This window comes from Desulforhopalus vacuolatus, from assembly GCF_016918505.1.
GTDB lineage: Bacteria > Desulfobacterota > Desulfobulbia > Desulfobulbales > Desulfocapsaceae > Desulforhopalus > Desulforhopalus vacuolatus.
In genome coordinates, this window is the sequence record NZ_JAFFPZ010000011.1 from 19,656 (window position 1) to 32,488 (window position 12,833).

At 51.4% G+C, this 12,833-nt stretch carries 12 protein-coding genes; 6 read left to right on the plus strand and 6 right to left on the minus strand.

The features are described 5' to 3' along the window. Positions 1 to 539 precede the first annotated feature (539 nt). The 5 genes from JWG39_RS08660 to secA all read left to right on the plus strand — a co-directional run bounded on the left by JWG39_RS08660 (position 540) and on the right by secA (position 6,908). A complete protein-coding gene (locus tag JWG39_RS08660; RefSeq protein ID WP_205218995.1) occupies positions 540 to 977 on the plus strand; it encodes a hypothetical protein in 438 nt (145 codons plus the stop codon). Beyond that, complete coding sequence (alr, locus tag JWG39_RS08665; protein WP_205218996.1) at positions 974 to 2,080, plus strand: alanine racemase; 1,107 nt, start codon at positions 974 to 976, stop codon at positions 2,078 to 2,080. The genes JWG39_RS08660 and alr overlap by 4 nt, the downstream gene beginning before the upstream one ends. 111 nt (positions 2,081 to 2,191) lie before the next feature. After that, positions 2,192 to 3,859: an arginine--tRNA ligase gene (argS, locus tag JWG39_RS08670; protein ID WP_205218997.1), complete on the plus strand. Its 1,668-nt coding sequence runs from the start codon at positions 2,192 to 2,194 to the stop codon at positions 3,857 to 3,859. Between the two features lie 7 nt (positions 3,860 to 3,866). After that, on the plus strand, positions 3,867 to 4,157 hold the full coding sequence (locus JWG39_RS08675) for a hypothetical protein (protein ID WP_205218998.1): 291 nt from the start codon (positions 3,867 to 3,869) through the stop codon (positions 4,155 to 4,157). A gap of 195 nt (positions 4,158 to 4,352) precedes the next feature. Then, complete coding sequence (gene secA / locus JWG39_RS08680; protein ID WP_240192058.1) at positions 4,353 to 6,908, plus strand: preprotein translocase subunit SecA; 2,556 nt, start codon at positions 4,353 to 4,355, stop codon at positions 6,906 to 6,908. Positions 6,909 to 7,085: 177 nt separating this feature from the next. Here the strand turns inward: secA and JWG39_RS08685 are convergent, their stop codons facing one another. After that, positions 7,086 to 8,024, minus strand: a complete 939-nt coding sequence (locus JWG39_RS08685) for an Lrp/AsnC family transcriptional regulator (protein ID WP_205218999.1) — start codon at positions 8,022 to 8,024, stop codon at positions 7,086 to 7,088. Positions 8,025 to 8,262: 238 nt separating this feature from the next. Here JWG39_RS08685 and JWG39_RS17040 point away from each other — a divergent pair, with 238 nt between their 5' ends. Continuing rightward, positions 8,263 to 8,823 (plus strand): PDDEXK nuclease domain-containing protein, encoded by a 561-nt coding sequence (locus JWG39_RS17040; RefSeq protein ID WP_369130597.1) that lies wholly within the window; start codon positions 8,263 to 8,265, stop codon positions 8,821 to 8,823. Here the strand turns inward: JWG39_RS17040 and JWG39_RS08695 are convergent. The 5 genes from JWG39_RS08695 to cls form a co-directional block, all read right to left on the minus strand. After that, positions 8,720 to 9,070: a tetratricopeptide repeat protein gene (locus JWG39_RS08695; RefSeq protein WP_205219001.1), complete on the minus strand. Its 351-nt coding sequence runs from the start codon at positions 9,068 to 9,070 to the stop codon at positions 8,720 to 8,722. The two genes, JWG39_RS17040 and JWG39_RS08695, sit on opposite strands and share 104 nt — an antisense overlap. Beyond that, entirely contained in the window at positions 9,018 to 9,251 is a 234-nt protein-coding gene (locus tag JWG39_RS08700) for a hypothetical protein (RefSeq protein ID WP_205219002.1), read from the minus strand. Before JWG39_RS08700 ends, JWG39_RS08695 begins: the two co-directional genes overlap by 53 nt. 11 nt (positions 9,252 to 9,262) lie before the next feature. Continuing rightward, complete coding sequence (locus JWG39_RS08705) at positions 9,263 to 10,117, minus strand: peptidoglycan-binding protein (RefSeq protein ID WP_205219003.1); 855 nt, start codon at positions 10,115 to 10,117, stop codon at positions 9,263 to 9,265. A gap of 358 nt (positions 10,118 to 10,475) precedes the next feature. After that, a complete protein-coding gene (locus JWG39_RS08710; protein WP_205219004.1) occupies positions 10,476 to 11,201 on the minus strand; it encodes a metallophosphoesterase family protein in 726 nt (241 codons plus the stop codon). 18 nt (positions 11,202 to 11,219) lie between these two features. Beyond that, positions 11,220 to 12,728, minus strand: coding sequence for a cardiolipin synthase (cls, locus tag JWG39_RS08715; RefSeq protein ID WP_205219005.1), 1,509 nt, complete (start codon positions 12,726 to 12,728; stop codon positions 11,220 to 11,222). Between the last annotated feature and the right edge of the window lie 105 nt (positions 12,729 to 12,833).

The following is a 12,833-nucleotide window of genomic DNA, read 5'->3' on the forward strand; positions in this document are numbered from 1 at the left end:
AGGTAAACGAAAGGTTAAAATGAAGAGCCCCTATGTTTCATCTCAGGGGCTGATATGTCAAACAGGAAATTCTGATAGAACAGCTGTCGAGTTATTGGCAAAGGTAACGGCAGCCGACAGCGTCAGTAGAGGCATGTGGAATACAAATTATTCGTAAATACAAAGAGTTCGTATGCCTTTTTGCATCCTTTTTCTCGCCAATTTTCTTGACAAAATCTCGGCCGTACATTATTTCAGAAGAAGAAATTTGACGTGTATCGGAAAAGTTTCTCCAAAAAATGGCGGGGGCAGAGTGTAGATTTGCCGTGAAGAAAAATGATGTTTGACGAAGTCGCCAGGCATGACCAACCCAAAAAAGTAAAAAATTTTGTTCTGGTTCCGTTTCTGAAGGGGAGTATAACAGAGTGCAACCTGTGTGAAGTGTGCCCCGTAGAAACTCTCACCGTTACTGGTTCCCTGTATTTCAGGGGGCGGTTCTTTTGGCCTGTTGCCCCTTGCAGGGGCACGGGCTGTTTTCGTTTATTGATATCGTGAATACAGTGAACACATATACCTGGAAACCCGGCGCCAGTCGCCGCACCCATCTTCTCCTTTCGGCTGTCATCTGGAGTTCTGTGGGGCTTATGCTCCTTGGCAAGGGACTCTACCGTGCTTCAGGGGAAACAACTTTTGTTGTGCTCCTGGTCACCGCTGGTCTTGTTGCGGGGGCGTTGAAATCCCGCTATGTCCTTGACCGTGCGGCGGGGCGTACTATTGCCCGCATCCATACCCTCGAAGAGGGCACCTGGCTTGGTGCGGTTTATTCCATGAAGACCTGGTTGATGGTGGTGGGGATGATCGTCACCGGTGTCCTGTTGAAATATTCACCACTTCCCACTATAATCCTCTGTTTTATCTACTTTACCGTTGGCTGGGCGCTGCTCTTCTCCAGTCGGTGCGCGTGGGGCGAATTTTTCCATTACAGGGACAGAGAATGAAAGGTGAGAGTTTTAATCGAATTACCGTTGATGCCGCCGCTCTTGCAGCGAATTATTACGCTCTTACAGAGCGTGCCGGTGACATCCCGTTGATGGCGATGGTGAAAGGTGATGGCTATGGCCATGGCATGGTCTATGCTGCCCGGGCATTCGCCGGTGCCGGCTGCCATCGCTTTGGTGTGGCCGAGCTTTGTGAAGGGGTAGAACTGCGCCGGGCTGGAATCGAGGGGATGATTCTCATTACCACCTGTTTTGGCAATGAAGACGCCTCTTTCTTCTATGACTTTGATCTTACTCCAGTTATTTCCACCTCTGCCCAGGCGGCTCTGCTTGAGGCCGAGGGGGCTGCGCGGAAGGATGAACTTGAGGTTCATCTCAAGGTGAATACCGGTATGGGGCGTCTCGGACTGTGGCCTGAAGAGGTGGAATCCTTTGCTGCGGGACTGGCAGAATTCCCCCATCTGAAGATTGCCGGAGTGATGAGCCATTTTCCCGAGGCCGATATTCCCGGTTCCCCCAGTACTGCCGAGGCGTTGATGAAATTCAAGAAGGTCGCGGCGGGGCTCAAAGAGCGTTACGGTGTCATCCGGCATATTGCCAACTCGGGGGCGTTGTTTAACCACCCTGAAGCATACTGTGATATGATTCGGGTGGGGATTGCCCTCTACGGCTGCCACCCTGCAGGATTAGCCCACGACGGGCTTGTTCCGGCCATGCGTTTCTCCAGCCGGATTATCCAGGTGAAGGATTTCCCTGCAGGCAGTGCCATCAGCTACGGGCGAACTTTCATCACCGAAAAACCGACCAGGATTGCCGTTATTCCGGTGGGCTATGAAGATGGATTGAACCGTCATCTTTCCAATGGCGGAGAGGTGCTGACTGGTGGGCGGCGGGTGCAGATATGTGGCCGTATCTGCATGAATATCTCCATGCTTGATGTCAGTGACATGGAGGTGAAGGTGGGAGATGAGGTCGTCCTTCTCGGCCGCCAGGGTGAAGAGTGCATCAGCGCTGACGAAGTGGCGAAGGTTCTCGACACCATCAGCTATGAAGTCCTCTGTATTTACGGCCACGCGAACAAACATTTCAGTTCAGCTGAATAACCGGCATCTGAAAATTCAGTGTCTGCCCCTCCGGGGAGCAGGCATTTTTTCATGGCCCCTGCCAGGGACCTCCGGTAAAGCTGATTAACAAACTATCCAGGAAGAGTATCGATGATTCGTCAGCAGCTTAAAGATGTGTTGCAGAAGTGTTTTACAGCGGGTGTGCAGGAAGGACTCTGGTCTGACAGTGGGTCCGGAAAATTTACCGTTGAACAGCCAAAGCACGAGGGACAGGGAGATTTCTCCACCAACTTTGCGCTGGTGCTCGCCGGTATTGAGAAGAAGAATCCCCGGGCGATTGCTGCACAGCTCATCACGAAACTGGAGGTTGAAACGACACTGATAGCGAAAGTGGACGTGGCCGGGCCAGGTTTTGTGAATATCACTGTTCAGCCGAAGGTCTGGCAGGCGATGATTCCGCAGATTCTTGCTGCGGGTGAGGGCTTTGGCCACAGCATGGTCGGCAAAGATCGCCGGGTTATGGTGGAATTTGTCTCTGCCAACCCCACCGGACCACTTTCTATCGGCCATGGCCGGCAGGCGATTCTCGGAGATTCCATCGCCCGTCTGCTTGAGGCTACCGGCCACAACGTGTATCGCGAATACTATTACAACAATGCCGGCCGGCAGATGCGGGTGCTTGGTGAATCGACCCGGGCTCGATACCTTGAGTTGATCAATCGCGAGTTTACCTTTCCCGAAGACGGGTATCAGGGAGAATACATTATAGAAATTGCGCAGTCGCTGGTGGATGAAAAGGGCGACTCGCTTGCAGACTGCAAAGAGGTTGATCCTTTCAAAGAACAGGCGGAAAACTATATCTTCAAAGATATCTCCGCTACTCTCGGGCGCATGGGCATTACCTTTGATAACTACTTTAACGAGCGCTCTCTCTACGAAAACGGCCATATTGATGATGTGGTCAGTAAACTGCGGGAAAAAGGACTTGTCTACGAAAAGGATGATGCCACCTGGTTCAAAACGACGGAGCTGGGCCAGCCACAGGATCGGGTTATTATCAAGAGCACCGGTGAACCGACCTATCGCCTGCCGGACATAGCCTATCACCGGGAAAAATTTCGTCGGAATTTCGACTGGTTGATTGATATCTTCGGTTCTGACCATATCGCAACCGTCCCTGATGTCCTGTCCGGTGTAGAGGCACTGGGCTATGATCCCAAAAAGGTGACCGTGGTCCTGCACCAGTTTGTCACTCTCACTCGTGACGGAAAACAGGTGAAGATGTCAACCCGCAAGGCGAACTTTGTCACTGTGGATGAACTGCTCGACGAGGTGGGGGTTGATCCCGTGCGCTTCTTCTTTATGCAGCGCAAGGCTGATTCACAGATGGAGTTTGACCTTGCCCTCGCCACAAAAGAGAGCCAGGAAAATCCTGTCTATTATGTTCAGTACGCCCATGCGCGCCTGTGCTCCATCCTGCGCCAGGCCGAAGAAAAGGAAGTTTGTGCTGTCGGGGCCGACAATTCTGCAGGGCTTGATCTGAGCCGCCTCACTGAGCCTGAAGAAATTAAACTGCTCAAGGCAATGTCTTCTTTTCCCGGAGAACTTGAAGCCTCCGCGCTGGAACTGGCACCGCACAAGATTATTTTCTTTCTTATGGATTTTGCCGGTCTGCTGCACAGTTACTACAACAAACACAAGGTTCTCACCGATGATGTTGAGCTGAGCAGAGCCCGGCTCGGTCTTATTGTTGCCGTACAGGTGGTCTTGAAGAATGGACTTGATATCTGTGGAATGACAGCGCCGGAACGGATGTAACGCCCCTATGGCGACGCGGAGGAAAAAAAAGGTTAAGCTGAAATTTGAGGTGAGTCGGGGAGCCGTCAGCGGTATTGCTGTTGTGCTCTTCTGTCTCTTCCTCTGGACTTTTATCTTCGGGGTGTGGGCAGGGCAGTCCTGGCTTTCCGGCCGGGTTTTCACCGGTGAAGCAGACGGGCGTCACTCGACCATGAACTTGTCGAAAATGCAAATCATCGACGAGGTTTCAACGGCGAATGAAAAAGAGACGCCGCCTTATATCCGAGTGGAAAATAAAGCAATAAAAAAGGGCAAATAACCAGAGAACGTCTTATAGTAACGCTGTTATTTGGATTAACTCTGCAAGGTCCTTGAAGGATTTCTACTCTTTTTTCTCTCTCAATTCGATGTGTTCACTGCCTTGAGAGGCAGACTCTTCGCGCACACTGAAATCAAATGAAATCCGCCATTTTTCAAGGAATATTTTATTTTTAATCTATAAAACGGGAAAAAGATGATATCCAGTGCATTAACCAAAATTTTCGGCAGCAGCAATGATCGATATCTCAAAAGTCTCAGACCGATTATTGCAAAGATCAACTCTCTTGAGGAGAGTCTGCTGCCACTGGACGACGCGGCGATTGCCGCGAAAACTGTGGAGTTTCGCGAACGGGTGGCAAAAGGTGAGAGCCTTGATGCTCTTCTTCCCGAGGCCTTTGCGGTCGTCCGCGAGGCCGCGCGACGGGCTATTGGCGAACGTCATTACGATGTGCAGCTTATCGGCGGTATCGTTCTCCATCAGGGGAAGATCGCTGAAATGAAAACCGGTGAGGGAAAAACCCTCACCTCGACCCTGCCTGTTTATCTCAATGGGCTTTCCGGCAGGGGAGTGCATGTGGTGACGGTGAACGACTACCTTGCTGCACGTGACTCCGAGTGGATGAGTCAGGTCTATACTTTCCTCGGCATGAGGTGTGGCAAGATTGTTCATGACATGGACGATGCCGCCCGCCGGGAGGCCTATGGCTTCGATATCACCTACGGTACAAATAACGAATTCGGTTTCGACTATCTGCGTGATAATATGAAGTTTGACCGTGCCGAGTTCTGCCAGCGCGGGTTTAACTACGCCATTGTCGATGAGGTGGACTCCATTCTCATTGATGAGGCGCGTACGCCACTGATTATCTCCGGTCCGGCGGATATCTCTACCGAGACCTATCAGGCGGTAAACGCTGTCATGGGTAATTTCAAGAAGGAAGAGCACTATACAGTAGATGAGAAGTCACGCACTGTCTCTCTCACTGAGGAAGGAATTGCCCTTGGAGAGGAGCTGCTCAAGGTGGATAATCTCTACGATCCCGTCAATATCGAGAAATTGCACCATCTCAACCAGTCGCTTAAGGCGCACATGCTTTTTCAGAAGGACGTTGACTATATTGTCAAGGATGGTCAGGTGGTGATCGTCGATGAATTCACCGGCCGGACCATGGAGGGACGCCGTTTCAGCGACGGGCTGCATCAGTCTCTTGAGGCCAAGGAACATGTGAAGATCGAGCAGGAGAATCAGACGCTTGCCTCCATCACCTTTCAGAACTACTTCCGCCTGTATGACAAGCTGGCCGGGATGACAGGTACAGCCGATACTGAGGCGGCGGAGTTCAAGAAGATTTATGAGCTTGATGTTACCGTCATGCCGACCAACCAGCCCATGATCCGTGAGGATTATGCCGATGTCATCTACAAGAATCAACAGGCGAAGTATCGGGCCATCGTTCGTGAGATTAAGGAGCTGCATGCCCTGGGACGCCCGGTTCTGGTGGGGACTATCTCCATTGATATTTCCGAGCTTATCTCGAAGATGCTGCAGAAAGAGAAAATTGTCCATGAAGTACTCAATGCCAAACACCATGAACGTGAGGCTGAGATCATCGCCGGTGCCGGGGAACTCGGCAAGGTGACCATTGCTACCAATATGGCGGGGCGTGGGACCGATATCAAACTTGGCGAAGGTGTGCGTGAAGTGGGTGGCCTGCATATCCTCGGCACCTCACGTCATGAGTCGCGGCGGATCGACAACCAGCTTCGCGGCCGGGCTGGACGTCAGGGTGACCGCGGTTCCTCCCGTTTTTTCCTCTCTCTTGAAGATGATCTGCTGCGTATCTTTGGTTCCGGACGTATCTCAGGGCTGATGAACAAGCTGGGCATGGAGGAGGACGAGCCGATTGAACACAGCATGATCTCCCGCGCTATCGAGAATGCCCAGCGCAAGGTGGAAGGGCACAACTTCGATATTCGGAAACATTTGCTGGAGTATGACGATGTAATGAACAAACAGCGTGAGATCATCTATGAACAGCGCTGTGAGGTGCTCGACGGTGACAATGTGCAAGTTACTGTGCAGGACATGATGGAATATATGATCAATCTTACAGTAGCCGAGTTTGGGCAGGAGAGGATTGAGTCGCAGGATTGGGACTGGCCGGGATTCAGTCAGCGGATGCTGGAATATTTCAGCTTCACTCCCGAGTGGAGCGAAGAGGAGCGCAGCGATCTCAAGGTTGAGGAGTTCCGGGAAAAAATCGTGGATGCCGTGGCTGCTAAATATAAGGCACAGGAAGAGCATAACGGCGAGGAGACTCAGCGCCAGCTTGAAAAACTTATCCTGCTGCAGATGGTTGATTCCCACTGGAAAGATCATCTCCTCTCCATGGACCACTTGAAAGAGGGGATTGGCCTGCGCGGCTACGGTCAGAAAAATCCCCTCAACGAATACAAGCGTGAGGGACATGAACTGTTCGACGTCATGATTGATGAGATGAAGGTGCAAATCGTCTCTACACTCATGCGGGTACAGGTAATGTCGGAGGATGAGGTTGAGCGGCTTGAAGAGGAGCGGCGTCTTCAGCAGGAAGAAAAGGCGAAAAGACTGCAGCAGACCGGCCCTGTTGACGAAGAAGACCCCGCCGGGATGACGGTGCGCCGAAATGGTGAAAAGATTGGACGGAACTCCCCGTGTCCCTGTGGTTCCGGGAAGAAGTATAAACATTGTCACGGCAGGGCTGTATGATGGAATCTTGAATTCGATTACTTGAATTCGATTAGAATTTTGAATGGTTAAAGAACCCATGAGTGGGAACAGGCTCTGAGCATAAGCTCAGGGCCTGTTTCCCGTTTTCCTGCCTTTAAATTCGCCAATAGAAAGTGAAAATGGCATTGAGTAAGGTCACAATTTAATAGGAAGGTATTAGTTAAGGCTGCCCATGTTCCACCAGCAGTTGCTTTTGATGACTCGGGAACAGAGTGCGACAATCGGATCTTTCAACCCCTCTACACTGAGGAAATAGTTAATGAGATCAGTTGTGATATCGTTGCTGCCGGTATGAACTCCAAAAATGATCGCCGGTCGATTGATGATACTGAAAACCATAAAGACCTCTTCAAAACTGCCAATCATTTCGCATATCGGTTGTATCTGTGATATGTCCACCCATGCCTGAACGACGACACTTGAGGCATAGTCAAATTTGGTTGGATTCGGGTGGGGAAGGATGCGGATATATTCCTGCGAGAGGAATTCCTGTATCCGCCGTGAGACTGTAGAGACGTGAAGGTCCAGTTTCTCGGCGATATCCGAATTGCTCTGCCTGCCATTCAGGCAAAGCTGGTGAAGAATCTGCCAGTCCACCTCTTTGAGATCCGGAGTTTTCTCGAATTTCTTCTTCCTGCCGAATATTTGAAAACGTGTGAAGGTCTTGCTGATAAAGTTCACATCATAATCAAGAACCCCGGGACAGGTTGCCAGCCTGCTGGAAATAAAGTCGTGCAGGCCCTCCCAGCTCGGGGTGCGTATCAGACAAAAAATATCAAATCGGCCAGGCGTGCTGAGTATCGTGGAGACGAAGAGTTCTTTATTCAGAAAGGCCTGCAGACTCTCTCTGTGCTCCGGGGAAGTGCGAATGGCGATAAAAGCCCCGGCAATCAAACCGAGTTTATATGGGTTGAGCATGGCCCGTACGGTAATCGTGCGGTGCTCCAGCATATATTTGGCCCGTTTCGCTGCTGTGGAGGGCGTAATACCAAGATTCTGCGCGATATCGGAATAGCTCGCCCGCCCATCCTTTTGCAGAATTTTGATTATTTTTTTATCAGTGGATGTGATCATTGGATGTGTTTTTTTTCTCATGCTGCCTGCATTTGACCGCCGTCGGTGATTTATGGAGGAAGTGTTCTGCGGTAAAGTTCTTTCTGCACCTCGAATATGAACGAGATACAAGGTTCTTAAAGATACCCTTTTATCGAAATTGAGGAAACCGAGTTGTTTCGTGATGTACCTCTGGCAAGAAGGTGGATTTGGTTGAAATGAGACCTTGATTTTATCACATCATACTGATTTTGAGATTGTCGTTCCGCTGGCACGACAATTGAGTTGGTCTCATTTTCTCATACTGATCCCCCTGAAGTCAGAGGACGCCCGACTCTTTTATGCCCGAACAGCTGCTGGAGAGTCACGCTGGAGCAAACGGGAGTTGAGGAATCAAATAGAACGCAAGGCTTTTGAGCGTTCGGAAATAGCCGACACCAGGCTGGCTTTGGCTGAGGTTGATCATCTCGGCGGCAACTTTAAAGATCCCTATTTCTTCGATTTTCTGGGGCTGAAAGAAGGCTATTTGGAAAATGAGTTGGAAAACGCTTTGCTCAGAGAGCTTGAGCTGTTCATCTTGGAACTGGGGAAAGGATTTGCGTTTGTGGAACGCCAAAAGCGCATGATTATCGACGGAGAAGACTTCTACCTTGATCTCCTTTTGCCTTTCTTCGCGTTTTTCGCGGTAAAAAAACTATGTAACCGCAAAGAACGCGAGAAAGAGGGGCAGAAGAAAATCAGGGCGTTGTCCACACGCCGTTGTTCCAACCGTAGCGGTAGGGGGTGTGCCAGTACCAGCGGGAACTGTAGCCATAAAAGGAGGGGTCAACATAGCCATTGAGTCCTTTCTTTCGGGCTTCTTCCGCTTTGTTCAACAGCGCTTCGGACTGTTTGTCTCCCTGGCCGGCTGCGAGGCGCAGCCATTTGGTGGCCTCCATTGGATCGGAACCCATTTCTTCCAGTCCAGAGAGATAGATTTTACCGAGAGCAGACTGGGCCTGCAGGTCGCCGTGTTCTGCCGCTGCCCGCAAACTTTCAATCCCCTTCCAGGAGTTCAGGGGAACGCCGTCTCCGCGCAGATAGTGCAAGACCGAGGTCGCAGGCTGCAGCCGGGTCAGTGGCGGCAAGTTGACGCAGTGCGGCAATGGAATCTGTGCCGTCTGATTCTGCTTCTCCGTGGGTTATCACACCGGTGGTTTCCATCTTCGGAGCACAGCCGATGGTAAGCAGAAATAACGCCGCCAGCAGAATAAACAAAATTTTTCTCACGAGATATCCTCTCAATTTACGTTAAGCAGGCCGCCGGTACCCAGGCCGCCTTTCACGCTCTGAGCTTTGTAGTTGCGGAGGGATCGTACCATCGTATTGTAGGCATCGAGAAAGGCGGCAACAGTAGCTTTTCCCGCAGGGGTACTCTGGTAGCCTGACAAAGCTCCGCCGCCTTTGCGACCAAAGATGCCGAGGGCTGCACCATAATTGTTGGAGGTGGCGCTGCCCTCAGCGGCTGCAATCTGTACTGCAGAGCGAATATCCATCAGTGAGAGGGTAACCACGGAGGATTTAACATCGAGACCGCCGCCCACGGAGCCGAAGACACCGTGAGTGCCAAGGACTCCGTCAAGTACGCCGCCTACGGTTCCAGAAACCCCGCCGATTGAGGAGTTGTTAATGACAATGGAAGGTTCAAGGTAATAATCTGCGGCGACCCGTTGTCCCTTTTGCTGTTTGGAGCCTGCTCGATATTCTCCGGAGTTGCGCTGTTTCGAGGTAATTCTTGACAGGCGGTCGTCGGTGCGGATATTCCCGGCAGAAGTTATCACAAAACAGTTGGACTGCTGTACGGCAAGACGGATCAGCGGTTCAATGGTGGTGACGTTTGTGGCGCGGTAGAAGCCTGCATACCAGCTCTTGTCACGGCCATCGTCGATGGCAATGGTCCCGAGAGACTGTGAACAGTGTTCAAGGCTGGCGTTGGCACCGACACTGGTGGAGCCTCCTGTCCCTCCGGAGATGGCTGTTCCACCGGCACCGGGAGTAATGGTACTGCAACCGAACAGCATGCAGGAGGCAATTCCGGCGATAAGCAGGGTGTGCAGAGATTTGTTTTTTCTGTAGCTGATGTGACGTTGTTTCATAATATCTCCCGGAGGGGTTGAAAAAGAGAGAAAAATGATAAAATCATTTCTCTGTGACTGAACAGAAAGAAATCTCAGATAATAATGATAATAAAATTTTCTCTGGTTTTGCACTTTTTTTTACACTGCAGGAAAGCGAAAGACGTGGCCGGGCAAAATATTCTGCTGTGCTCTTTCCCTGGTTCGTAAAAAGAGCAGCAGTGGTAGAGACGCCCAAATTGGGCGTCTCTACAAAGACCTTTTGCTTTTCCCGTTCTCCTGCTTTTGAATCCGCCAATACAAAATGTAAATGGTATTAGGGAACCCATTATTTCTTTTCCAGTGGGGAACGAAAAACAGAATTCCTGCAGGGGAAAAGTCAGTTCAGTTTGCGCCCGAGTCGGTACATATCCTTGTAGACAGGTGGATATCCTTCCTGCTGTAATCTCTTCACCACCGCTTCTACATCATATTCAAGCCGGTGCGGGGTGACTCTCACCTCTGCCCCTGTCAGTTGCAGTACGGCACAGGATAATCTTGGATCTCCATCAAACATGCGCCCTGTCGATCCGGGGTTGATAAACCAGACTCCACCGAGTTTTTTCACGTAGGGTGTGTGTGAGTGACCGGTGACCACTATGCTTATGCCCTTGCGACGCATTTTCTCCGCGAGCTGCAGGAAACGTGCGTCCGGGGTGGTATTAAAAAGGAATTCATCCGGGTCGTCCGGGCTGCCGTGATAGAGAGCGATCTCTCTGCCGCTGATCTTGAGTTTTTTCTCCTTTTTCAACCCCAGGAGCCAGGTTGTATTCTTTGTGTTCAACTCTTCAGCGGCACGCAGATACATCATGCGCTTTTCTTTGTTGGATGGTTTTTTGAAATCTTTGCCCTTCAGCAGTTTTATCACCTTGCGGTCGGTATTCCCGAGAATGGAGATGGCGTGGTGATCACGCAGCCATTCGACAGTCTCATTATAGAAAGGGGCATAGACAAGGCTGTCCCCGCAGTTAAGGACTGCCTCGAAGGTTGCGGGCGCAAATGCCCGTCCCACAGCGGAGAGGGCTGGAAAATTGCTGTGGATATCGGCGAGGAGCAAAATTTTCATGACGATTTCCTGTCGTTTCTACAGCAGTGGGGAAACCAGCAGATAGACATTCTCTTTGAAGCGCTCGAAGGTGCCACGCTTCTGAAATGTCTCCCACGTGAGCAGTTCCGATTGTTCAAGATATCCCTGCTGCAGTTCGAGCAGGCGCTCGGTGAAGGTTCGGTTGTAGATAAAGAGGGTGGCCTCAAAGTTGAGCCAGAAACTGCGCATATCAAGATTGACCGAGCCGAAGAGCGACAGCTCCCCGTCTACGGTAATGGTTTTGGAGTGGAGCAGGCCACCGGAGAAGAGATACAGCTCTACCCCCGCGCGGAGCAGTTCCGACCAGCGGGCCCGACTGGCGTAGTGTACCATGGTGGAGTCATTGGTCCGTGGCAGAATAATACGAACCTTCACGCCCTGCTCTGCCACTGATTTCAGCGAGACCAGCAGCGGTTCTCCGGGGATGAAATAGGGCGTGGTAAGGGTGATGGATTCTCGTGCCGAATAGATGGCGGTGAGTAGAAGATTACGGATGGTGTCGGCGTTCGGGTCCGGGCCCGGGCCCGAGGGCACAAACTGGATTGGCACCGTGCCGGTCTCCTCCAGAACCCGGATATCACCAGCCTTTTGTGCTTTGGTGATATCGTGCATGATGGCTGAGGAGTGCAGGTTATGACGTTCGCGTTCGAGAAACCAGTCGGAGAAAAAGGTCCCGGCGAGAGTCTCCACCACCGGGCCGGTGATCCGGGCCATGACGTCGATCCAATTGCCAACACCGGCATCTTTCTTGAAGCAGTCGGGATCGACCATATTCTGACTTCCGGTCCATGCAGTGTGGCCGTCTATGACCACGATCTTACGGTGATTTCGAATGTCTGCTCTGGAAAAAAAGGCGGAGAGAATTCCAGTGGGCAGTGATGCCTGAATGTGTACCCCCGCCGCTTCCATTTCCCGAGCCTTGCGACTGTTGAGGAAGTCACGGCTGCCTACGGAATCAAGCAGCATGCGGCAGACTGTTCCGCGGTCGGCGGCGGCGATAATGGCGTCGTTAACTGCGCCTATGCGGCCGCCTTCTTCCCAGATATAAAACTCGAGATGACAGGTTGAAGTGGCGGACTCAATCCCGGAGAGGATGGAGTTGATAATCAGCTCGGGGGAGGGAAGCAGTTCGATGCAGTTGCCTCCCAGCGCGGGGATGCCGACGAGAGCTTCGGCCTGGCGCTGCATGGGCTGGAAACGCGTGGAGATGTCGGTGATATTGACCGGCGCACGGTTTTTCAGTCCCTGCAACCAGAACATGTAGGTGTCGTAGGAAAGTTTGGCACGTTCAATGCGCTTGCCCGGGAGCCGATTTTCACCGAAGAGAAGGTAGCAGATACCGCCGGCAAAGGGAATAAAAAGGATAACCACCAGCCAGGCGACCGTTACTGACCACGCCCGTTTGCGCATGATGACCCGCAGGGAGATTCCGATGCGGATGAGAAGGTCGACAGCGAGAATCAGCAGCGAATAGAAAGGGCCTTCAAAAGGAAGGAAAGAGTCCATTATAATAGTATCCTTGTGGGTCAAAAGAAAGAAACGTAATTTCGAAAACTACCACACAGCAAGGGACCTCGGCTACCAGAAATTTTTTGTGCTGATTTTTGCTCC

Bases quoted from the DNA above. Each gene is read 5' to 3' on its own strand.
- JWG39_RS08675 (WP_205218998.1), top strand. From the start codon at position 3,867: ATGGCGACGCGGAGGAAAAAAAAGGTTAAGCTGAAATTTGAGGTGAGT.
- JWG39_RS08685 (WP_205218999.1), bottom strand. From the start codon at position 8,024: ATGAGAAAAAAAACACATCCAATGATCACATCCACTGATAAAAAAATA.
- JWG39_RS08705 (WP_205219003.1), bottom strand. From the start codon at position 10,117: ATGAAACAACGTCACATCAGCTACAGAAAAAACAAATCTCTGCACACC.
- argS (WP_205218997.1), top strand. From the start codon at position 2,192: ATGATTCGTCAGCAGCTTAAAGATGTGTTGCAGAAGTGTTTTACAGCG.
- secA (WP_240192058.1), top strand. From the start codon at position 4,353: ATGATATCCAGTGCATTAACCAAAATTTTCGGCAGCAGCAATGATCGA.
- cls (WP_205219005.1), bottom strand. From the start codon at position 12,728: ATGGACTCTTTCCTTCCTTTTGAAGGCCCTTTCTATTCGCTGCTGATT.
- alr (WP_205218996.1), top strand. From the start codon at position 974: ATGAAAGGTGAGAGTTTTAATCGAATTACCGTTGATGCCGCCGCTCTT.
- JWG39_RS08710 (WP_205219004.1), bottom strand. From the start codon at position 11,201: ATGAAAATTTTGCTCCTCGCCGATATCCACAGCAATTTTCCAGCCCTC.